Genomic DNA, 21183 nt, shown 5'->3' with positions numbered 1-21183 from the left:
GCAGAAACAGAAGTTGATGAATTTCTTGATAGTGTCGATTGGGATGAAGAAAGACAAATGTTTGTCGATGAAGTCACAGACACGCTGCAGGATGATGTAACAGAATTTGTACAAAGTACCATTGCATCAAATAGTTTAACCTGGATGGTATTAGATCCAATTGGTGACGTTGCTGCAAAATGGGTTGCTGCTTATGCATTTGAATTAGCAAAAGGAATCCATGAAACCACTAAAGATAGATTAAGAGAGACAATGTTAAAGAATCTTAGTGAGGGAATGGGTGTTGATGCATTAAGTGTTTCTATTGCAGATGTGATGTCAGAATCAAGTAACTATAGAGCAATGATGATTGCACGTACAGAAATAACATATGCAATGAATTACGGCAATTTAATTGCTTATAAGGGTGCAAATAGAAACAAGAAAACATGGCTTACAGGAAATGACGAGCGTGTTTGTAAAGAATGTGGTGGTTTACATGGGGAAACGGTAGATATTGATGATCTATTTAGTAATGGAAAGATGTGCCCACCAGCTCATCCGCATTGCCGTTGCACTATGATTTCAGAAGAGTAATAAAATACACCTATCTGATTGGGGTTTCATCGTCAAAACGTATACAGCTTTAAATTGGCTGCTATGCGTTTTGACAGTGGAACCCCAATATTTATAGGGAAGGAGGTAAAACAATGGCATATGAACTGAAAAACGCTAATATTAGCTATGTTTCCCTAGTTACAAAGGGAGCTAATGGTCGTCAATTTGCCATCATGAAAAGCGAAGCTGCTAAACAACCAAATATATCAAAACAGATCCCAATCCTTAAAACAGAGGAAGAGAAGCAGCTTATTACAGGTGTAGTATATGAACCGCTTGTTGAAGATAGTCACGATGACATGATGACTGCAGAAGAGATAGAAAAGGCTGCATATACTTTTATGGAAAATTACCAACATATCGATAAGCAGCATGATGAAATAGCTGGTAAAGGTACTGTCGTCGAAAACTGGATTGCTAAAAGCGATATGATGGTTGGCGATCAAGAGGTAACAGCTGGTACCTGGCTTATGACAGTCCGCGTCGACGATGAAGAAACATGGGAACAAGTAAAGAAAGGCGATATTACAGGGTTTTCAATGGGGGGATTTGCTGAACGTGTAGAAATTGCGAAGGCAGATGATTTTACTCATGAAGATAAAAGTCTCATTCGAAAAATGCTAGATTTCGTCAAAGGTGAAAAACACGAAATTAAAAAAGGCGAAGTTAAAGACCGCTTTATTGATGAAAAACAAAAGCGTGATTTACGGGCTGTTTTTAATTTATTTGAAGATGTGTTCTATTGGGAGATTTGGGAAAGTAATCCCGATATCGACCGTATGGCAGCTGCTCTTGACGATATGAAGGACATACTTTCATCTATTAAGGGCGGTTATACCATTGCGGAATCAGAAGATAGTACAAAAGGCGTATGAAGGCGAAACAGTTACAGTTAAACCAAAACCACAAGAACCTTCTCAAAACGTAACATGGACAACAGGGCTTGCTTATATCGATGGATATAATGTAAACCTTAGAAATGGACCATCAACAAATTACGGTATTATCCGTCAATTAAGTAAAGATGAATCCTATCAAGTGTGGGGAAAACAAGGTGATTGGTTAAATCTTGGTGGTAATCAATGGATTTATAACAATCCATCCTACATTAAATATCAAGGGGAACAAACTTCTGCTGCAAGTTCTGAAGTAGGAAAACGCGTTGTTTCTAAAGTGGACAACCTTCGCTTCTATGATTCTGCTTCTTGGTCTGATAAAGATGTAGCTGGAACTGTAGATGAAGGACTTGGTTTCATTATCGATGCCAAAATAAGTGTTAATGGCTCACCGCAATATAAAGTACACAACAGCCAAGGGAAAATATACTATGTAACTGCATGTGAAGTCTACGTATATATGAAGTGAAAAAGTATGCCCAAGTTTAGACATACTTTGGATGATGAAGAATTAGGGTTTACTGTGAATCTAAAAGTTAAAGTAAATGGTTTGCCCTGATATGAAATTCAAAATAGTAAAGGCGTTTCGTGTGCCGTTTATGTTCACATATTTGCTCACATTTTGTTCACGTATTATATAAAAAAGTATGAAAATCCATAAAAATAATTATTCTAATAAACTTTATTCCGGATACTAAAAAGTGCCAGACCCCTTGTGATATAAGGGATTTGGCACTTTTATATTTTTTATGTTTTAGCAAATAAACAACCCTAAAACTGCTCATTCTTCTCCCAAGATTCTACAATATAATGTGCAATCGTCGGGTTGAATCCTTTCCCAACTAAAAACATAATCGCAGCAACTTCTGTTAAAGCATGTTTGTGTGATGTATGTTTTGCTTCATTTAAACCGTAATCTACCCAAGGTTTTACGAAATCTAGTACAGGTTTCTTTAAAGGTAAAAACTGTGTACCGACAACTTGTTGAATTTGTTGTTGCGTTGGTTCTGTAATTGGTCCAGGCGGTAAGATTTGAGGCTGTGTGATATCAAATGTTGGTCCTGGTGGTAAGATTTGCGGTTGTGTAATATCGAGTGTTGGTCCTGGTGGTAAAATTTGTGGTTGTGTTGGATCGATTGTTTGAGGTGCCGGTGGTGAAACACGCGCGTCATAGTTTGGTTGGTGCATTTGCGGCTGAGTTGCATATGGATTTTGTTGAAATTGTTGTTCTTGATTTTGTGGTGCTACGTATGGATTTTGTTGAAATTGTTGTTCTTGATTTTGCGGTGCTGCATATGGGTTTTGAGGATATTCATAATTTGGACGTGTGTCGAATGAATTTTGTTGATGATTAGCTTCTTGGTTTTGTTGTGATGCGTATGGATTTTGTTCATAGTGTTGCTCTTGTAGCTCTTGTTCTTCATATTGTTCTGTGTATCTTTGGTCCTGTTGCTGAGGGTAAAATGGTTGTTGTGGATAAGGCGGTTGATTATTATAGAACATATTTATTCCTCCTTCATGATGATGCCTACCACCCAGTGTATGGGCGGACAAGAAAATATGTGATGAAAAAATGCGGGCGTGTTACAATAAGTAACTGGGTGAAGATAAAATGACAAAACAAGAAAAGATTCAAAAAACAATTACTTTTGTAAAACATATTTTAGAAAAAGATGCGAGTGGGCATGATTGGTATCATATTGAACGCGTACATAAACTGGCGATTTCTTTATCCGAGCAAGAAGGGGGAAATCGTTTTATAATTGAAATGGCAGCATTACTTCACGATGTGGCAGATGAGAAGTTAAATGAAAGTGAAGAAGCAGGAATGAAAAAAGTTTCTGATTGGTTAGAAGAGTTACATGTTGAAGCAGAGGAAAGTAAACATGTTCTTCATATCATTGCCAATATGTCTTATAAAGGTGGTCATGGCGGTAAAGTGGATTCACTTGAAGGGAAGCTTGTTCAAGATGCGGATCGCTTAGACGCTCTTGGAGCAATTGGAATAGCTCGCACATTTGCGTATGGTGGAGCGAAAGGGAGATTAATGTATGATCCAACTATTCCTCCACGTGAAGTGATGACGAAAGATGAATATAGAAAAAATAACGATCCATCTTTAAATCATTTTTATGAAAAACTTTTGAAACTAAAAGACTTAATGAACACGAACGCAGCAAAACAAGAGGCTGAAGTTCGTCATCGTTATATGGAACAGTTTATTGAACAATTTATGAAAGAGTGGAATGCACAAATATGAAAATGTTAACTGTGGAAAACTTATCGAAATCATACGGAGAAAAACCGTTATTTGATGGATTATCATGTAGTATTACAGAAGGACAACGTGTCGGAATTATTGGTGTAAACGGTACTGGTAAATCGACATTATTAAAAATTATTGCAGGGTTAGAAACTCCTGATACAGGTGATATGACGCATTCCCGTGGGTATACAATTAGTTATTTATCACAGCAACCAGAGTTTGATGAAAAACTAACAGTATTAGAGCAAGTGTTCCATGGTGATACACCTTTAATTCGTCTTCTTCGTGATTATGAACAATCGTTATTAAATATCGAAAAAGATCCAAGTAATGAAAAAGTACAGGAACAATTATTTGCAGTGCAGCAACGTATGGATGCGATGAGTGCATGGGAAGCAAATGCGAATGCAAAATCGTTATTAACGAAATTAGGAATTACTGATTTTACAGCAACTGTTGGAAACCTATCTGGTGGACAAAAAAAGCGTATTGCAATGGCGCAATGTTTTATTGAAACACCTGATTTATTAATTTTGGATGAGCCTACGAACCATCTTGACCATGAGACAGTTGAATGGTTAGAAGAATATTTAGCAAGATATAATGGTGCGGTATTACTTGTAACCCATGATCGTTATTTCTTAGATCGTGTGACAAACCGTATTTTTGAATTAGACAATGGTAAACTATATAGTTACGAAGGAAACTATAGTACATTTTTAGAAGCGAAAGCACTTCGTGAAGAACAAGAAATTGCGCAAGAATCAAAACGTCAAAACTTATATCGCCGCGAACTAGCATGGATCCGCCGCGGTGCAAAAGCTCGTTCGACAAAGCAAAAAGCACGTATTCAACGATTTGATGAGTTAAAAAGTCAAGAAGGACCAGCTGCAAAACAGTCAGTTGATATTGCGCTTAGCGGCAGTCGCCTCGGTAAAAAAGTACTTGAGTTAAAAGATGTAACGAAAAAATTCGGTGATAAAACGGTATTACACAACTTTAATCATATTGTGAAACCAGGAGATCGTATCGGAATCATTGGAGCGAATGGAAGCGGAAAATCTTCTCTATTAAATATGCTTGCAGGCAAGTTAGCTCCTGATAGTGGTGAAGTTGAAGTAGGACAAACTGTAAAAGTTGCTTATTATACGCAAGAAAATGAAGAGATGAATTTAAATCAGCGTATGATTGAATACATTAAAGAGATTGCAGAAGTTATTCATACGACAGATGGAAAAGTAATTGGTGCATCTCAAATGCTAGAACGTTTCTTATTCCCGACGCACTCACATGGTACACCGCTTGGTAAACTATCTGGTGGTGAAAGAAGACGTTTATATTTATTACGTATTTTAATGGGAGAACCAAACGTACTATTACTGGATGAACCTACGAATGATCTAGATACACAAACATTAACAGTACTGGAAGATTATTTAGAAGATTTCCCAGGTGTCGTTTTAACTGTATCGCATGACCGTTACTTCTTAGATAAAGTAGTAGATGAATTGTTCATCTTTAGTGGTGGAGGCGAAGTGCGTGAATTCCTAGGTAGTTATACGGACTTTTTAGAAATGGAAAAGACGAAAGAACTTATTGAGAAGGCGGAAGTTCAAAAAGAGAAAAAAGTGGTAGAAGAAGCTCCGAAACAACAACGTAAACGTAAACTTTCATACAAGGAGCAGCGTGAATGGGAAACAATTGAAGATACAATTGCTGAACTAGAAGAGAAAATTGAGTCAATTGGAGAAGAACTTACGAAAGTTGGATCTGACTTCACAAAGGCACAAGAATTATCTGAAGCACAGCAAAAAACAGAAGAAGAGCTAGAAAAAACGATGGAAAGATGGAGTGAACTATCAGACATCGTTGAAGGATTAAAATAAAAACCAGCTGCATATATTGAAAAGTAAAGAGAAAAACTTTACACTATTGGTAGAACCTATTTTAGGAGGGAAAAAATGAGAACATCTAATCCAATGTTGAAAAAAGAGGCATTCCGTAAAGAGGGAGCAAGTGCTTCTGCGATGACGATTGGCGGAACAGTAGGCAAAACGTTTATTATGCTTATCTTGCTACTTGCAACGTCTGTCTATTCATACATACAGATGATGCAGGGGACGATGAAGATGCCAGTACTAATTGGTGCTTTAATCGTTGCGGCAATCATCGCATTTGCGTCTATGTTCTTCCCACGTATTTCACCTTTTGGTGCACCAATCTATGCGGCAGTAGAAGGGGTTGTATTAGGTAGTATTTCAGCGGTTTATACAATGAAGTTTGGCGATTCTATCGTTTTAAATGCTGTATTACTAACAATCTCAATTCTATTTGCAATGTTAGTGTTATATGCAACGCGTGTAGTAAAGGTAACGGATAAATTCCGTACAGGCGTGATGGCAGCAACACTTGGAATTATGGTTATGTATTTAGTCGTATTTCTACTAAACATGTTTGGTGTAACTGTTCCGTACATTCACCAAGGCGGTACGATTGGTATTATTATTAGTGCAGTTGTTATCGTAGTTGCTGCATTAAACTTATTACTAGATTTCGATTTAATCGAAAATGGTGTACGTAGTCAAGCTCCGAAATATATGGAGTGGTACACTGCGATGGGACTAATGCTTACATTAGTTTGGTTATACTTAGAAATTCTTCGTTTCGTTTCTTACTTTACGAAAAATGACTAATAAAAAAATCCTGCATGAAAAATGCAGGATTTTTTTATTTTCAAAGATAGAGTGAAATTTTAATCAGTGAGGCTTATACTGCCTGTTAATGCAGGTTAATTTCGGTAATGGTATAATATGGTTGTTGGTAAATCAAATTGAAGGGGGATGGAATATGATGAAAGAGAAGAAAGGGATTATGAAAAAACTATTTTCTAAAAGTTTTTTCATAGAACTAGAAGATGCTTTAACGTATCCATCATCAGAAGTTATTATTTCCGCTATCGAAAGGTATGCGGTTGAATGTCAGGAACAATTGAATTTTGAGAGTAAAGTTAAACCGATTACTTTTTACTTAGAAAATGTAATGTATCGTGTTGAGATAAAGATGGCTCGCGGTGGATATTACATTTCCTGTAGTGAAGTATAAATTTTGAAACCTTACATGTTTAATATATGTAAGGTTTCTTTTTTTCTTTTACAGCATATAAAATAATATTTTTTACTTTAAAATATATTATTTTACGTTTTTTACCCTTCATACATTTTTCTTTACAATAAAGAAAAATATGTGAGGTGGTATAACATATGATGAATCGAGTTGTATTAATCGGTAGATTGACAAAGGAGCCAGAATTATACTACACAAAGCAAGGTGTCGCTTATGCACGAATATGTGTTGCGGTGAATAGAGGTTTTCGAAATAGTCTAGGTGAGCAACAAGTAGATTTTATTAATTGTGTCGTTTGGAGAAAATCGGCTGAGAATGTAACTGAATATTGTAAGAAGGGGTCACTTGTTGGAATTACCGGACGTATTCATACGAGGAATTACGAGGATGATCAAGGAAAGAGAATATATATAACGGAAGTTCTGATTGAGAGCATTACATTTTTGGAGAAAAGGCGGGAGGGGGCATCGCAATAAGATGGGATTTTAAACAATGGGTTTGGGGGAATTAGGTGGAAAGAGAAAGAATGAAAAAGTATGATGATGGAAAGAAATCAGCAAGATAAAGCATCCGAGTAGGTTTAAAGAGGTGGAACATGTTACAATACAGCTAAGAACATGCAATAAAGGAGAGTTTTTTACGTGAAGATTAAAGCAATTGAACCGACGCCAAGTCCAAATACAATGAAAGTTATTTTGAATGAAGTATTACCATCAGGAGCGCGTAATAATTATACAAATGAAAATAAAGAACAAGCACCAATGCAAGTGCAAGAAATTTTGAAAATTGAAGGCATTAAAGGTGTATATCATGTAGCCGACTTTTTAGCAGTGGAGCGAAATGCAAAGTTTGATTGGAAAGTTTTATTACAACAAGTTCGTGCTGTTTTCGGCGAAGAGGTAGTAGAAGAGAGTGAAGGACAACAACTTGCTCATTTTGGAGAAGTGAAAGTGTTTGTTCAAATGTTCTTTACAATTCCAATGCAAGTAAAGTTAACAGATGGAACAACGGAAGAACGTGTTGGTTTACCAGATCGTTTTAAAGAATCAATTATGAAAGTTCAAATGTCTGCACCAAACGTTGTAAAAGAACGTAAATGGGTGGAACAAAGTACACGTTACGGTAATTTTGAAGAAATCGGGAAAGAAGTAGTAGAAGAAATTGTTGCTGCTTATTCAGAAGAACGTGTAAATGAAACAGTTAAAGAATTATTAAACCAGGCAGGTGCTGTTGAAGTAACGATTCAAAAGCGTGAGCCATATAAAGTAACAGAAGAGATGATGAAAGATGCTGACTGGAAAAACCGTTTTGCGGCATTAGAACAAATGGATCCTACTGAAGAAGATATGCCAGTGTTGAAGATGGCGTTAGATGATGAAAAAGTTTCGATCCGCCGTTTAGCAACAGCGTATTTAGGTATGGTAAAAGGTGATGGAGTATTGCCGTTATTATATAAAGCGTTATTAGATCGTTCAGTAAGTGTTCGCCGTACAGCGGGCGATTGCTTATCAGACGTAGGTGATCCAGCAGCGATGTTCGTTATGATTAAATCTCTGAAAGATTCAAGTAAATTAGTACGCTGGCGTGCAGCGATGTTCTTATTTGAACTTGGAGATGAAAGTGCGATTCCGGCATTAAAAGCAGCGCAAGATGATCCAGAGTTTGAAGTAGCGATGCAAGCGCGTCTAGCATTAGAGCGTATTGAAGGCGGAGAAGAAGCAAAAGGTTCTGTATGGAAACAAATGACGGAGTCTCGTAAAGGAGAATAATGTATGATTGTTTTCTATGATAGTTGGTGCCCGATGTGTACGGCGGTTGCTGAACGTACGAAAAAATTAGATAAAAAGGGTAAGATGAAATTTGTTTCATTTCGAGATGAAGATGTAGTTGAGAAATATGAACTCTCTCAAGAACTACAAAGCAAGATGGAACAAAGATTGTATATTTTGAAAAATAATAAGTGGTATGACGGGATTCATAGCATACATGTATTAGCAAAGGCTGTTCCATCTTACTGGTTTGCCGTGCCTTTTATAAAACTATCTATTGTACTTGGATTTGGAAGTAAAGTATACGATTATATCGCTAACAATAGAAAACTTGTCCCAGTTGGACATTGCCGTGAAGGGGTTTGTGAAATCCCTACAAAAAAATGAAATCATCGTAATCTTTCTTTTGCACCTAGTAATAGAGCGTGATATGATGAATTTGGAATGAAAGTTGAAGGAGAGATTACAAGATGTCAAATGCTTATGAAGAATACATGCGTCAAATGGTAATCCCAATGCGTCAAGAATTAGTGCGTTCTGGGTTTGAAGAGTTAACTACAGAAGAAGCTGTAACAGAATTTATGGAAAACACGGCAGGTACAACTTTAGTAGTTGTAAACTCTGTTTGTGGTTGTGCAGCTGGTTTAGCACGTCCATCAGCAGGTCAAGCAGTTGTTCGTGCTGAAAAACAACCTGATCATCTTGTAACTGTATTCGCAGGCCAAGATAAAGATGCTACTGCAAAAATGCGTGAATACTTCGGAGAAATTCCTCCATCTTCACCATCTATGGCATTATTAAAAGGAAAAGAAGTTGTTCACTTCATTCACCGCCATGAAATTGAAGGTGCAACTATGGACGAAATTATTACGAACTTAGAACAAGCTTTTGAAAAGAATTGCTAAAGAAGGGGGAGAGTAAATCTCCCTCTTTTCTTTATATAGAGGTGAAAAAATGATCGTAACAACAGCAGGAAGAACGAACAAAGAAATGACAGATTATGCAAACAAGGTAGCAGCAGAATTAAATCGTTCTTTCGTTAAACGTAATGACGTACCAGTACATAAACTGCATGAGCAGTATGAACAAGATGTACTTGTTGTAGGGAAAAACCGATTAGCTATTTATCCGAGAGGAACGGAAGAGTCGTTTTTCTTTCATCCAAACTCAGCGATGTTTCGTGTGAAAAGGTTAATGCGCGGAGAACATGATCCGTTTGTACAAGCCACGCAATTAGAGAGCGGAATGACAGTGTTAGATTGTACGCTTGGCATGGCATCAGATAGTATTGTAGCTAGTTATATTGTTGGTGAAAGCGGAAAAGTAACGGGACTTGAAGGCAATGAGTATATGGCTTATATTATGGAAAATGGTTTGAAAACATGGTCTTCATCTGTTTCTGAAATTGATGAGGCAATGCAACAAATCGATGTGAAGCAAACGGAGCATTACGCATTTTTAACACAATGTGAAGATAATAGTTATGATGTCGTATACCTTGATCCAATGTTTGAAGAAACTGTTATAGAATCAGATGGAATAAAAGGATTAAAACACTTCGCTTTGTATCATGATATTACTGATGAAACAATTGCGGAAGCGAAGCGTGTGGCGAGAAAGCGTGTCGTTTTGAAAGATCATTTCCGTAGTTCTAGATTTGAAAAACACAATTTTCACGTATACAAAAGAAAAAGTGCTAAGTTTCACTTTGGTGTAATTGACCCTTGCTAATTGTTTGAAAAAATGTATAATAAGCAATAATTAATTAAATATACTGTCGATGACGAAGAGAGTAGTCTTTTTTTGAAGGAAAGCGAGCTAGGGGTGGTGTGAGCCTAGTGCAGAAGAAAAAGATGAAGCGCACTTCGGAGATGCTTCTTGAACGAATAGTAGAGTAAGCCGAGGCCCCCTGTCCTCGTTATAAACGGGAAAGTGGTTCGTAATGAACAACAAGGGTGGTACCACGGGTTAAAACTCGTCTCTTTTTAGAGACGAGTTTTTTGTGTTTTAAAAATTAAGGAGGTTGTAGTATGGATTATAAAACGCAGTTTGCGGAAAGTTTATCTAATATTTTCACGAATGAATTAACACAAAACCAAATTTTAGATTTAATCGAAACGCCGAAACAAGATGAATTCGGAGATGCGGCATTTCCATGTTTTTCACTTGCGAAGCAATATAAAAAATCACCAGCTCTTATCGCAAAGGAAGTTGCGGAGAAATTAAGTGATCCATTTTTTACGAAGGTAGAGGCTGTTGGTCCTTACGTAAATGTATTTTTTAATCGTGAAACTGTAAGTGATGCAGTGTTAAAAACGATTTTAGCGGAGAAAGAAAAGTACGGTCAAAATCACTTTGGATGTGAAAAGACTGTAGTTATCGACTATTCCTCTCCGAATATCGCGAAACCTTTTTCAATGGGGCATTTACGTTCTACAATGATAGGGAATTCATTGAAACATATCGCTGAAAAATGTGGCTACGAAGTTGTAGGAATTAATTATATTGGAGACTGGGGCACACAGTTTGGAAAGTTAATTACCGCTTATAAAAAATGGGGAAATGAAGCAGTAGTGAAAGAGGATCCAATCCGTGAACTATTTAAGTTATATGTTCAATTCCATGAAGAGGTAAAAGACGACGAAGAACTAGAAGAAGATGGACGCGCTTGGTTTAAGAAATTAGAAGAAGGTGATGAAGAAGCGGTTGAGCTTTGGAATTGGTTCCGTCACGAATCCTTAAAAGAATTTTCTCGTATTTATGAACTTCTCGGTGTTGAATTTACTAATTTTCAAGGAGAAGCTTTTTATAATAACTTAATGGAAGATTTTATTGGGATTTTAGAGGAACATGATTTGCTTGAAGAGTCAGAAGGTGCGTTAGTCGTTAATTTAGAAGAAGAGGGAATGCCGCCTTGCTTAATTAGAAAATCAGATGGTGCGACGATTTACGCAACACGTGACTTAACGGCAGCTGTATACCGTCAAAACACATATGCATTTGATAAAGCGTTATATGTAGTTGGCCCAGAACAAAGTTTACATTTTAATCAATTTTTCACTGTATTAAAAAAGCTTGGTTACAATTGGGTTGACGGCATGGAACATGTACCGTTTGGGTTCATTTTAAAAGACGGCAAGAAAATGTCGACACGTAAAGGAAGAGTTATTTTACTTGAAGAAGTACTTGAGGAAGCAATTGACCTTGCAAAACAAAATATTGAAGAGAAAAATCCAAATTTAAAGCAGAAAGAAGAAGTAGCAAAGCAAGTCGGCGCTGGCGCAGTTATTTTCCACGATTTAAAAAATGAGCGTATGCATAATATTGAATTCTCATTAGAAAACATGCTGAAATTTGAAGGGGAAACAGGGCCGTATGTACAGTACACACATGCACGTGCGTGCTCTATTTTAAGAAAAGAAAGTGTAGAATTTGAAACGTGTACGTTTGCATTAAAAGATGATCATAGCTGGAGTGTCGTAAAATTACTTAATAAATTCCCACAAGTAATTGAAGCAGCCTTCAACAAAAATGAGCCATCAATCATTTCGAAATACGTATTAGATCTAGCACAATCGTTTAATAAATATTACGGAAATGTACGTATATTGGAAGAGAGTAAAGAGAAAGACAGCAGACTTGCATTAGTGTATGCTGTGACAGTTGTCTTAAAAGAGGGGTTACGATTACTTGGGGTGGATGCACCTAAGGAGATGTAAAATAAATAGGTATACGTATCATAGTAGATATGTATGCCTATTTATTTTTATAGAAAATATGAAAGCAGAAGTTTTATTTTATTAAATCTAAATTTTTCTAGAATTGTTTCAGGTGTAGGAATGTCCTTATTTAATGGAGAATTGTAATGTCATATATAAGGGGCATTAGAATTGGAAACATACGATTGGAACAGTAAACTAACATATGTGAACTACTCGCCACTTAGCAAAGCTGGAAGTGGAGCTTCTCAGTTCCACGATGAAAGTAACCTTTCGTCTCCCTGAGCGTTACTTCGAGGCGTTCCATCCCTACTAGATGACCAACGCTTGGATGCTCTATTGGTACGGTTGATATTTTACGCAGGAACCAAATGGCTTGGTTTTCGCACGCTATTTTCTTCCTGCAACCTCATATATCAAGTTATCAAAGAGCTTCATACAGCTGTTTCATCAAAATTTTTCGAATACTACCAAACCGAAATTCATCTCCCACCTATCGTTGGACTATGCCCTTCACACGCCTCTGGAAGGAGAATTCTTTCGGGAAATTCGTTAAAAGAAGAGGGGGTTGCAGGGCATCCAGGTGATAAACAGCAAGTTATAGAACGTTTAATGACTAGAGGATTAACATATGATGATGCGCTAACTCAATATGAAGCTGAACTCCGATTTTTTAAAGCATTTCAAATGCACTCTTCTTTAGTATATGCTCCGAGTATGAAAATTACATTTGGTGAAATAGAATGTTGAAAGATAGCGATTTATTGAGGATTGTCATTTTTTGTCGGTAAGTCGATATGCACCGTATAATCGCTGATATATTTGAATTATCGCCGATATAATTCCATGTACGGATTTCGGCTTCCAAAAGATAAGATCCTCATGTTACGTTATTCCATTTAATTAAACAAAATATGGAGAAAAACAATCATTTTTACTATATTTTGTTATAAATTTGAATAATATTAATTAATACCATCCATTATAAGAGATTTTAGTTGAATACCTACAATATGATGTGTAAAATCTAAGCAAGTAGCAGTATAAATAAATATTCGAGGTGAATACATGCTAGATTTTAAGCAGTTAGATGCTTGTTTGAAAGACAAGAGATTTATAGATGGATTACAGGAAATAAATAATGAAATTTCATATATAAAAGAAAAGAATACTTTATCTTATTTGAAGAATTGGCTTGCTAGTGTTCCTTCGCATAAGGAGTTTGACATATTAATACGTCTTACTGATGAAGGGCTTATGCACCAATACAGTTCATTCCTCATTCGCTACGCCTACAAAAAATTCCCAAATATGAGAACGCTCTCTTTATATTGTGATGAGTTAATTGATGAGCGGAAAATACTTGAAGTAGAACAGTTGTTAAAAGACTCATTAGAAGAGGTAAATAAAGAAGAAATAGAAGCTGATCTTTTAGCGAAAACATATTTTACGTTAGTACGATGTTTGTTGGAAATGAAACGAAATGAAGAAGCCCTAATCTATATGCAAAAGGCAGAGGAGTACAGTTCACGTGCCGTATTTGATAAATGGGGCTACGTCTATATGCATACAGGTGAATGGGAGAAAGCAGAAGAACAATTTATAGCTGGCATGCAGCATAAAGATTGTGAAGAGCTATCTACCTATTTATTATCACAATTATATGCGAATCAAGGAGAACAAAAACGTGCTTTACAGCTAATTGATGATGCGATTGTAAAGTTCCCGCAAGTACCATATTTTCATTTTGAAAAGGTAAAATATTTATTAGATTTAAGGAAGTATGAAGAAATGTTAGCGGTAATAGATAATATAAATAATCAGCTTCCTTATCATGCGTATAAAGCTTACTTTGTACATTTACGTGCAGAAGCGCTTTACAAAATGAATAAACTTGTAGATTTACAACAGTTATTAAAAGAAGAAAAAAGTTTAAAAGAGTCTTTATATCATAATTTAGAAAAAAATCCAGATGGAAAAAAGGTGCACTTACCGATAGTTCCGATTGTACAAAAGGATAATTATTGTGTTCCGACAAGTTTAGAAATGATGTTGCAATTATGGGGAGAAAAACGTACACAAGATGAAATAGCAGAGTTTATTTTTGATATGACAGGCTCAAAGTTTTCAGATACTGTTTCTTATTTAGAACAATTAGGTTATGAATATTGTTATTTTAAAGGTAATGAGGAAAATTATAAGAGACTGCTGGATGAAGGGATTCCTGTTTTATTAAGTATAGATATTGAGCATGCTTCACATGTACAAGTGCTATCTGGATATGATGATACGTTACAAGCTTTTTATGTTCAAGATCCGAACTTTATAGAACCAGTTATTGTGGAATATAGTAAGTTACAAGAAAAATATCGTTACACAGGTTGTTTAGCGATTACGTTTGTTCCGAAAGAAAAGAAGGAGCGATTAGCATTTTTAAATGAAGAAGAAAATCATTATTTTAAATCTGTTTTTTCTCTTACGGATCATTTAGATGAACATGATAAAGAGGGGATTCATAACTTAGTACAATTTTTAAAAGAGACGAGTGATAATCCGAATACGTGGTTATATACGGTTAAGCATTTAGATGTTGAAGTAGATAATGAGTTTATTATATGTTGTATTGAAAAGTTAATGGAGAAGTTTCCAAACTCAGATTTTGTTAAATTGCATGGTGCGCAGTGCTTTATTCGCCTTCAAGAATTAGAAAAAGCCGGGCAAATGCTGACAAGTGTTGAGAAGAAAAATAATCGTGCTTTATATCATTTAATAAACGGAAGATATGCTTTTGAACAGGAGAGTTATATAGAAGCGATTTCAAGTTTTCGTTCATCATTACAATTAGACGCAGATCAGCCGATTACTTGGAGTTTTCTCGCTTTATCATACATGTATATCGATCAATCTGAAAAGGCGTTGCAGTTTTCTCAAGTTGCTTTAGAACGTAGTCCAGAAAGATTCACTTTAACGAATCACGGATTAATATTAATAGATTTAGAAAGATATGAAGAAGCGTATGAAATTTTTAATGACCTATTAAGAGAGAATAAAAATGAGGCACATGTATGGTATGAGCGCGCGAGATGTGCGCATCATTTAGGGAAATTACATTTAGCGATAAAAGGGCTTAAAGTAGCGATTTATTTGGATAGTAATGCGCCTTACATCTATACGAAACTTTCGGAAATATACGAGTCTGATTTGAAGGATGAGGAAAGTACGAAAGAAATTTTATTAAAAGGTATTGAGAATTGTGACGATAAGGCACCTCTATACGTAAAACTCGGTGACTATCATTTTCAAAATGATAGTCTGGAAGAAGCAGAAACATTGTATAATCGTGCATTAGAAGAAAATCATGATGATGTTTATTCTCACTTTGGACTTACGCAAGTTTATATGGCGAAAGAACAATACAAGGAAGCGAAACAATATATTCTCGGTATTGAAAAACAAATTGAAAAGAGCCAAGATTTTCTTATGAATGCGGGAATGGTTCTATGGGATGCTGAGGTTGAACTTGGTGGAAATGAAGAAGGGTTTAAAGTAGCTTTGTCTAAGTTAGAGAGTGGTATAAAGCAGAGCGAATATAATGTGGCAAGTGCGTTAGATGAATATGTGAATCGAATTAAAGGAACGGTATTTGTACAAAGAGGTATAGCATTCTTAAGAACGTTACACAAAGAAAGAAATGAAATAAGCGAATACGGTTGTTATACAGGTATTTTATATGAATCTATTGGGCAGTACGGCCAAGCGATGAAAAGGTATAATAAGGCGATAGAACAAAAGGAAACGGCATTACCTTATTACCGAATGGGTGAAACACTTATGGTATTAGGGCAATTGACGGAAGCAAAACAAGCGTATGAAACATGTTTAGAGCTTGATGAGAATTTCGAAGGTGTACATTTACAGCTTGCAGAAATATACGAAAAAGAAGAAAATCGTTCTAAAGAACAAAGTCATATGGTTCAGGCTATGAAAGAAGAGCCGATGCATATTAATATGGAATATTTGGCGCAGCTTTCAGTAGAAATGAGTCTTCAGGAGGAGTTACTGACAGAACTAGAACAATTAGCGGACGAAGCACCTGAAATATGGCGATTAGATGCGATTGCATATGTGTATGGAGCGATGGATGAAATAGATAAAGAACAAGCACAGATTGAAGAGGCACTTCAATTAGATAGTGAGCATATAGAAGTTCTATATCATTATGCCAAAGTGTTAGTGAAAAAAAGAAATGAAAAAGCAATTGAAATTGCAATGAAAGTTATACAAAAAGATGCAAATAATGAACGAATATTTGATGTGTATGTAAAAGCGATAGAACAACATAAGAAATTGTCTAACATACGAGATTTTCTTCATACATTAAAGGTGAAGAAGGCAGAAAGAAGTATGGCATTTATGTATGCTGCATCTGCGGTGACGGAAAGATGGATTGAACGTCAACAAAATGAACAGCCGAAGAAATCCATAATTACGAGAGCTTTTTATCGTATGAAAAACCGTGCGAAAGAAATTTCGATTATTACTACAATCATTGATTTGTATGAAATTTCGTTAAAGTTAAATCAAAAAAATAGTATGGCAGCGCAGCGATTTTCACTATTTTACGAGAATGTGGCGATGTATAAAGAGGCGATAGATGTATTGCAAACATCGTTAGAAAATAAATGGGATTACGATGTAGCGAAGCAACTTGTAAATCTTTTCATAGCGTGTGAGGAAGAAGATATGTTACGGGATGCTTCAGAAATAACGAAGCAAATGGTTCGAGAGTTACCAGATGATTATGATACGCTTCTTTTACAAGCGCAAGTATTCTTTAAAATAGGAGAAGAAAGAAAAGCAGAAAAGATTACCTTACAATTAATGGAGCAAACACCGTTTGTAAGTAGAGCGTTTCTTGCTTTAGGAGAAATGTATCAAAGTCAAGAAAGGTTTGAAGAGGCAATTCATGTATTAGAAAATGCTTCTATACATCATCCAAATGAAGCAGCAATTCTTCTTTCTTTAGCATCTTCATATCATGATACCGGCCAAACACTAAAGGCAGAAAAAATAACAAATGATGTATTAACAATAGATGCGAGTGATTTGTTAGCAAGATACGATCGCGCTTGTTATTTAGCACAGTTAAACAGAATTGAAGAGGCGAAGGAAGAGCTTGAAATTGTTCTTCGTGAGGATGAATCAGGATTCTTTGCTGAGCTTATTGAAGAAGATGAAGATTTAGCTGGAATACAAGAATGTGAGAAATAATTGTATAGGAATAGGGAAAAAAGGATATAAATAAATATATATTTCGAATTAGTTGACAATTTATTGCCCAATGGCATAAAATAGCTTTTAATAAAGTATACAAATCTGAAGACGAGAACGAGTAAAATAATGAATTGTTCCCCAGAGAGCCGGTGTATAGCTGAAAGCCGGTGTGCAGACATTATTTGAAAATCATCTCCGAGGAGCCGAGGCTGAAAATAAGTAAGCCCGGACGGATGTCTACCGTTACAAAGAACACGTATGATAGTACGTTGCTAAGTGCTATTAGCGAAGAGCTAATAGAATTAGGGTGGTAACGCGGTTAAACCCGTCCCTACTTCATGGGGACGGGTTTTTTGTGTGCTTTAAAATATTCAAAAGGAGTGATTGTTGATGAAGAAAGTAGATGTAAAAGAGTCAGCTGTAGGGAGAGAAACACGTATTCGTAAGCAGTGGAACGAGCAAAGTATTTTCGAGCAATCAATTCAGAATCGAGAAGGCGCACAGTCTTTCGTATTTTATGAAGGACCACCAACGGCGAATGGATTACCGCATGTAGGTCATGCGCTTGGACGGACAATTAAAGATGTAGTAGCAAGATATAAAACGATGGCTGGTTATAAAGTGCTACGAAAAGCGGGATGGGATACACACGGTTTACCTGTAGAATTAGGTGTTGAGAAGCAACTCGGTATTTCTGGTAAACATGAAATCGAAGAGTATGGAATTGAGCCATTTATTCAGAAGTGTAAAGAAAGTGTATTCACATATGAGAAGCAGTGGCGTGAATTCACTGAAAGCATCGGTTATTGGGTAGATATGGATGATCCATACGTTACGTTAGAGAATCCATATATCGAAAGTGTATGGCATATTTTAGGAACGATTCATGAAAAAGGATTATTGTATAAGGGACATAGAGTTTCACCATATTGCCCAAGTTGTCAAACTTCACTAAGTTCACATGAAGTTGCACAAGGGTATAAAACAGTAAAAGATTTAAGTGCAACAGTTAAGTTTAAAGTGAAAGATAGTGAAAATGAATATTTCCTAGGTTGGACAACGACACCTTGGACACTTCCAGCAAATGTTGCGCTCGCTGTACATCCAAATATGGAATACGTGAAAGTGAAACAAGAAGGTCATGTATACATTGTTGCGAAAGAACGTGTAGAAGATGTATTAAAAGAAAACTATGAAGTATTATCTGTTCATAAAGGTGAAGAATTAGTAAACACATCTTATATGCCGCCATTTCCAATGAAGGAAGTTACAAATGGCTATCGAGTTATCGCAGCCGATTTTGTCACGGCAGATAGTGGTACAGGACTCGTTCATATCGCTCCAGCATATGGGGAGGACGATTATAGAGTCGTTCAAAGTGAAGGATTGTCATTCTTGCATGTTGTAGATGAGAAAGGTGAATATACAGAAGCAGTACCATTTTTGAAAGGGAAATTTGTAAAAGATTGTGACGTGGATATCGTTCGTTATTTAGCGAAGGAAGGCTTACTATACCATAAAGAAAAGTATGAACATAGCTACCCACATTGTTGGCGTTGTGATTCACCACTTCTTTATTACGCAGGAGAGAGTTGGTTAATCCGAACAACTGCAATTAAGGATACATTTTTACAAAATAACGATTCTGTTACTTGGTATCCAGACCATATGAAACATGGACGATTTGGTAAGTTTTTAGAAAATATGGTGGACTGGAATATTAGCCGAAATAGATATTGGGGAACACCATTAAACGTATGGGAATGTGAAAGTTGCGATCATCAATTCGCGCCGAAAAGCATTGCTGACTTAAGAGAGCATAGTACGAAAGAAACACCTGAAGATTTGGAATTGCATAAGCCGTATGTAGATGAAGTGCAAGTTTGCTGCGAAAAATGCGGAAGTACAATGAATCGTACACCAGAAGTAATTGATGTTTGGTTTGATAGTGGTTCCATGCCATTTGCGCAATATCATTATCCATTTGAAAATAAAAAGTTATTTGAAGAACAGTTTCCAGCGGATGTTATTGCAGAAGGCATTGATCAAACACGCGGCTGGTTTTATAGTTTATTAGCAGTATCAGCACTATATACAGGAAAAGTTCCATATAAACGAGTGTTATCACTAGGGCATGTATTAGACGAAGAAGGACAGAAAATGTCTAAAAGTAAAGGGAATGCACTAGATCCAGTTGATTTAGTAAATCAGTTTGGTGCAGATGCATTAAGATGGGCGCTACTCGTTGACAGTGCTCCGTGGAATGCGAAACGTTTCTCGGAAAGAACAGTACTGGAAGCAAAATCTAAATTTGTAGATACATTAGTCAATGTGTATAGCTTCTACGTCTTATATGCAAATTTAGATGAGTATAACCCGAATGAAACGTATGATGTAAAGCGAACGAAATTGGATGAATGGGTATTATCAAGATTGCATAGCACAACGAAAAAAGTGAGAACAGCACTTGATGATTATCAATTTACGAATGCAGCTCGTGAAATCGCGGCGCTTGTAGATGAAGTAAGTAACTGGTATGTAAGACGATCACGTAATCGTTTCTGGGAATCTGGTATGAATGCTGAAAAAGCAGCTGCATATGAGACACTACATGAAGTACTTGTAACAATTAGTAAATTAATCGCACCATTTACACCGTTTGTCGCTGAAGATATTCATTTAAATTTAACTGGAAGTAGCGTTCATTTAGAGGATTATCCAGTTGTAAATGAATCACTACTTCAGCCGAAACTAGAAGCGGAAATGGATGCTGTTTTACAAGTTGTTGAACTAGGAAGAAGTAACCGTAATCAGCATTCTTTAAAAGTAAAACAGCCTTTAGCAGAACTTGTATTACTAGCGCATAATGAAAATGATATGGATTGGGAATCTTATCGTGATATCGTCATGGATGAGCTAAATGTCAAAGCGTTTCATGTTGAACTCGATGAAACGAAATACATGTCCTATCAATTAAAGTTGAATTTTAAAGCAGCTGGGCCGAAGTTTGGTAAAAATGTGAATGCATTAAATGGATGGTTAAAACAATTATCAAAAGAAGAAGTACAACACTTTGTATCTACAGAAAGAGCAGTTTACGAAGCAGCATCAGGAGAAGAGGTAGTTGTAACAGCTGAAGATGTACTAGTAGAGAAAGTTGCGAAATCAGGGTTCTCTAATACGACTAACGGACAATATACAGTTATGTTAGATACGAATGTAACGGAAGAATTGTTACAAGAAGGAGTAGCGCGCGAATTCATTCGAGCGGTTCAAGAATATCGTAAGCAGTTGAATTTACCGGTTAATTTACGAGTCGATGTTATTCTTGATACAGAGGAAGAACTACAACGAACATTAACGAACCATAAAGATTTATTGGAAGAAAATTTACTCGTTAAGCAATTTACATTTGATCACTTAACGAATGAAGACGATGAACTATCTTTAGGTGAAGCGAAAGTTCGAATTAAATTAAGCGCGGCTCATTAAAGAAAAAAGGAAGTTGGAATCATTCCAACTTCCTTTTTGTATGATGG

General features: G+C 36.2%; 14 protein-coding genes, 3 pseudogenes and 2 other annotated features. Of the genes and pseudogenes, 16 read left to right on the top strand and 1 reads right to left on the bottom strand.

The features are described 5' to 3' along the window. Positions 1–57: 57 nt before the first annotated feature. The 3 genes and pseudogenes from AC3WTA_RS04480 to AC3WTA_RS04470 form a co-directional block, all read left to right on the top strand. Complete coding sequence (locus tag AC3WTA_RS04480) at positions 58–576, top strand: phage head morphogenesis protein (protein WP_492332827.1); 519 nt, start codon at positions 58–60, stop codon at positions 574–576. Positions 577–689: 113 nt separating this feature from the next. Continuing rightward, positions 690–1463 (top strand): annotated as a pseudogene (locus AC3WTA_RS04475) (XkdF-like putative serine protease domain-containing protein); the annotation flags it as partial. Next, positions 1456–1962 (top strand): annotated as a pseudogene (locus AC3WTA_RS04470) (SH3 domain-containing protein); the annotation flags it as partial. The pseudogenes AC3WTA_RS04475 and AC3WTA_RS04470, both read left to right, overlap by 8 nt. 302 nt (positions 1963–2264) lie before the next feature. Here AC3WTA_RS04470 and AC3WTA_RS04465 read toward each other — a convergent pair. Next, the gene (locus AC3WTA_RS04465; protein ID WP_061672905.1) at positions 2265–2996 is read right to left on the bottom strand and encodes a hypothetical protein; all 732 of its coding nucleotides are present in this window, start codon (positions 2994–2996) and stop codon (positions 2265–2267) included. Between the two features lie 109 nt (positions 2997–3105). On the opposite strand from AC3WTA_RS04465, the gene AC3WTA_RS04460 reads away from it, so the two are divergent. From AC3WTA_RS04460 to ileS, 13 genes and pseudogenes are all read left to right on the top strand, one after another. Beyond that, positions 3106–3753: an HD domain-containing protein gene (locus tag AC3WTA_RS04460; protein WP_000165957.1), complete on the top strand. Its 648-nt coding sequence runs from the start codon at positions 3106–3108 to the stop codon at positions 3751–3753. Further along, complete coding sequence (locus tag AC3WTA_RS04455) at positions 3750–5645, top strand: ABC-F family ATP-binding cassette domain-containing protein (protein ID WP_000783184.1); 1896 nt, start codon at positions 3750–3752, stop codon at positions 5643–5645. Before AC3WTA_RS04460 ends, AC3WTA_RS04455 begins: the two co-directional genes overlap by 4 nt. Before the next feature lie 75 nt (positions 5646–5720). After that, positions 5721–6452: a Bax inhibitor-1/YccA family protein gene (locus AC3WTA_RS04450; protein ID WP_001260655.1), complete on the top strand. Its 732-nt coding sequence runs from the start codon at positions 5721–5723 to the stop codon at positions 6450–6452. Between the two features lie 154 nt (positions 6453–6606). Further along, the gene (locus tag AC3WTA_RS04445) at positions 6607–6861 is read left to right on the top strand and encodes a DUF4318 domain-containing protein (protein ID WP_000975142.1); all 255 of its coding nucleotides are present in this window, start codon (positions 6607–6609) and stop codon (positions 6859–6861) included. 158 nt (positions 6862–7019) lie between these two features. Then, complete coding sequence (locus tag AC3WTA_RS04440; protein ID WP_000982016.1) at positions 7020–7358, top strand: single-stranded DNA-binding protein; 339 nt, start codon at positions 7020–7022, stop codon at positions 7356–7358. 165 nt (positions 7359–7523) lie between these two features. After that, on the top strand, positions 7524–8651 hold the full coding sequence (locus AC3WTA_RS04435; RefSeq protein ID WP_000692556.1) for a conserved virulence factor C family protein: 1128 nt from the start codon (positions 7524–7526) through the stop codon (positions 8649–8651). A gap of 3 nt (positions 8652–8654) precedes the next feature. After that, entirely contained in the window at positions 8655–9038 is a 384-nt protein-coding gene (locus tag AC3WTA_RS04430; protein WP_000634876.1) for a thiol-disulfide oxidoreductase DCC family protein, read from the top strand. An 83-nt stretch (positions 9039–9121) separates the two neighbouring features. Continuing rightward, the gene (locus AC3WTA_RS04425; RefSeq protein ID WP_000063705.1) at positions 9122–9556 is read left to right on the top strand and encodes a BrxA/BrxB family bacilliredoxin; all 435 of its coding nucleotides are present in this window, start codon (positions 9122–9124) and stop codon (positions 9554–9556) included. A 49-nt stretch (positions 9557–9605) separates the two neighbouring features. Further along, the gene (locus AC3WTA_RS04420; protein ID WP_061672904.1) at positions 9606–10382 is read left to right on the top strand and encodes a class I SAM-dependent methyltransferase; all 777 of its coding nucleotides are present in this window, start codon (positions 9606–9608) and stop codon (positions 10380–10382) included. 40 nt (positions 10383–10422) lie between these two features. Continuing rightward, positions 10423–10637: a binding site (T-box leader), on the top strand. A 44-nt stretch (positions 10638–10681) separates the two neighbouring features. Beyond that, a complete protein-coding gene (gene argS / locus AC3WTA_RS04415) occupies positions 10682–12370 on the top strand; it encodes an arginine--tRNA ligase (protein ID WP_061672903.1) in 1689 nt (562 codons plus the stop codon). Between the two features lie 546 nt (positions 12371–12916). Further along, a pseudogene (locus AC3WTA_RS04410) lies at positions 12917–13120 on the top strand (class I SAM-dependent methyltransferase); the annotation flags it as partial. Between the two features lie 318 nt (positions 13121–13438). Then, positions 13439–17641 carry a tetratricopeptide repeat protein gene (locus AC3WTA_RS04405; protein ID WP_492332826.1) on the top strand — a complete coding sequence of 1401 codons (4203 nt, stop codon included), beginning with the start codon at positions 13439–13441 and terminating at the stop codon, positions 17639–17641. Between the two features lie 99 nt (positions 17642–17740). Further along, positions 17741–17980: a binding site (T-box leader), on the top strand. A 54-nt stretch (positions 17981–18034) separates the two neighbouring features. Then, the gene (gene ileS / locus AC3WTA_RS04400) at positions 18035–21136 is read left to right on the top strand and encodes an isoleucine--tRNA ligase (RefSeq protein WP_098098590.1); all 3102 of its coding nucleotides are present in this window, start codon (positions 18035–18037) and stop codon (positions 21134–21136) included. The last annotated feature ends 47 nt before the right edge of the window (positions 21137–21183 follow it).

Source organism: Bacillus sp. EB106-07-01-XG149 (assembly GCF_058791555.1).
Note: the sequence above shows the minus strand (reverse complement) of the source record. Positions and strands in the feature narration are given on the sequence as shown.

Excerpts from the sequence above, each read along its gene's own strand:
- AC3WTA_RS04480 (WP_492332827.1), top strand. The coding sequence starts at position 58 with ATGTTTGTCGATGAAGTCACAGACACGCTGCAGGATGATGTAACAGAA.
- AC3WTA_RS04465 (WP_061672905.1), bottom strand. The coding sequence starts at position 2,996 with ATGTTCTATAATAATCAACCGCCTTATCCACAACAACCATTTTACCCT.
- AC3WTA_RS04460 (WP_000165957.1), top strand. The coding sequence starts at position 3,106 with ATGACAAAACAAGAAAAGATTCAAAAAACAATTACTTTTGTAAAACAT.
- AC3WTA_RS04455 (WP_000783184.1), top strand. The coding sequence starts at position 3,750 with ATGAAAATGTTAACTGTGGAAAACTTATCGAAATCATACGGAGAAAAA.
- AC3WTA_RS04450 (WP_001260655.1), top strand. The coding sequence starts at position 5,721 with ATGAGAACATCTAATCCAATGTTGAAAAAAGAGGCATTCCGTAAAGAG.
- AC3WTA_RS04445 (WP_000975142.1), top strand. The coding sequence starts at position 6,607 with ATGATGAAAGAGAAGAAAGGGATTATGAAAAAACTATTTTCTAAAAGT.
- AC3WTA_RS04440 (WP_000982016.1), top strand. The coding sequence starts at position 7,020 with ATGATGAATCGAGTTGTATTAATCGGTAGATTGACAAAGGAGCCAGAA.
- AC3WTA_RS04430 (WP_000634876.1), top strand. The coding sequence starts at position 8,655 with ATGATTGTTTTCTATGATAGTTGGTGCCCGATGTGTACGGCGGTTGCT.
- AC3WTA_RS04425 (WP_000063705.1), top strand. The coding sequence starts at position 9,122 with ATGTCAAATGCTTATGAAGAATACATGCGTCAAATGGTAATCCCAATG.
- AC3WTA_RS04420 (WP_061672904.1), top strand. The coding sequence starts at position 9,606 with ATGATCGTAACAACAGCAGGAAGAACGAACAAAGAAATGACAGATTAT.
- argS (WP_061672903.1), top strand. The coding sequence starts at position 10,682 with ATGGATTATAAAACGCAGTTTGCGGAAAGTTTATCTAATATTTTCACG.
- AC3WTA_RS04405 (WP_492332826.1), top strand. The coding sequence starts at position 13,439 with ATGCTAGATTTTAAGCAGTTAGATGCTTGTTTGAAAGACAAGAGATTT.
- ileS (WP_098098590.1), top strand. The coding sequence starts at position 18,035 with ATGAAGAAAGTAGATGTAAAAGAGTCAGCTGTAGGGAGAGAAACACGT.